The following is a 219-nucleotide window of genomic DNA, read 5'->3' on the forward strand; positions in this document are numbered from 1 at the left end:
CTCGAGCAGGTGAGCGGTCTTTTCGACGACGGGTGATCCATGTTTTGGTTCAATCATGAACTTGGAATTCCATATGAGAATTATAATATTGACTTCGTTGAACCGAGCGAGCATGCTCAGTGGTGCAAGTGTCACATTTGACACTACGCGCTTAGCGGAGGAAGTAAAGCCATTTGGATGCCCGCCGAGGCGGTGCGCAACCGGATGGTTTTCACACAG

At 49.8% G+C, this 219-nt stretch carries 1 pseudogene; it reads right to left on the reverse strand.

Annotated elements, in window-relative coordinates:
* A pseudogene (locus AF337_RS45295) lies at nt 1-219 on the reverse strand (hypothetical protein); the annotation flags it as partial.

This window comes from Rhizobium ecuadorense, assembly GCF_001187535.1.
In the GTDB taxonomy this organism is placed as follows: domain Bacteria; phylum Pseudomonadota; class Alphaproteobacteria; order Rhizobiales; family Rhizobiaceae; genus Rhizobium; species Rhizobium ecuadorense.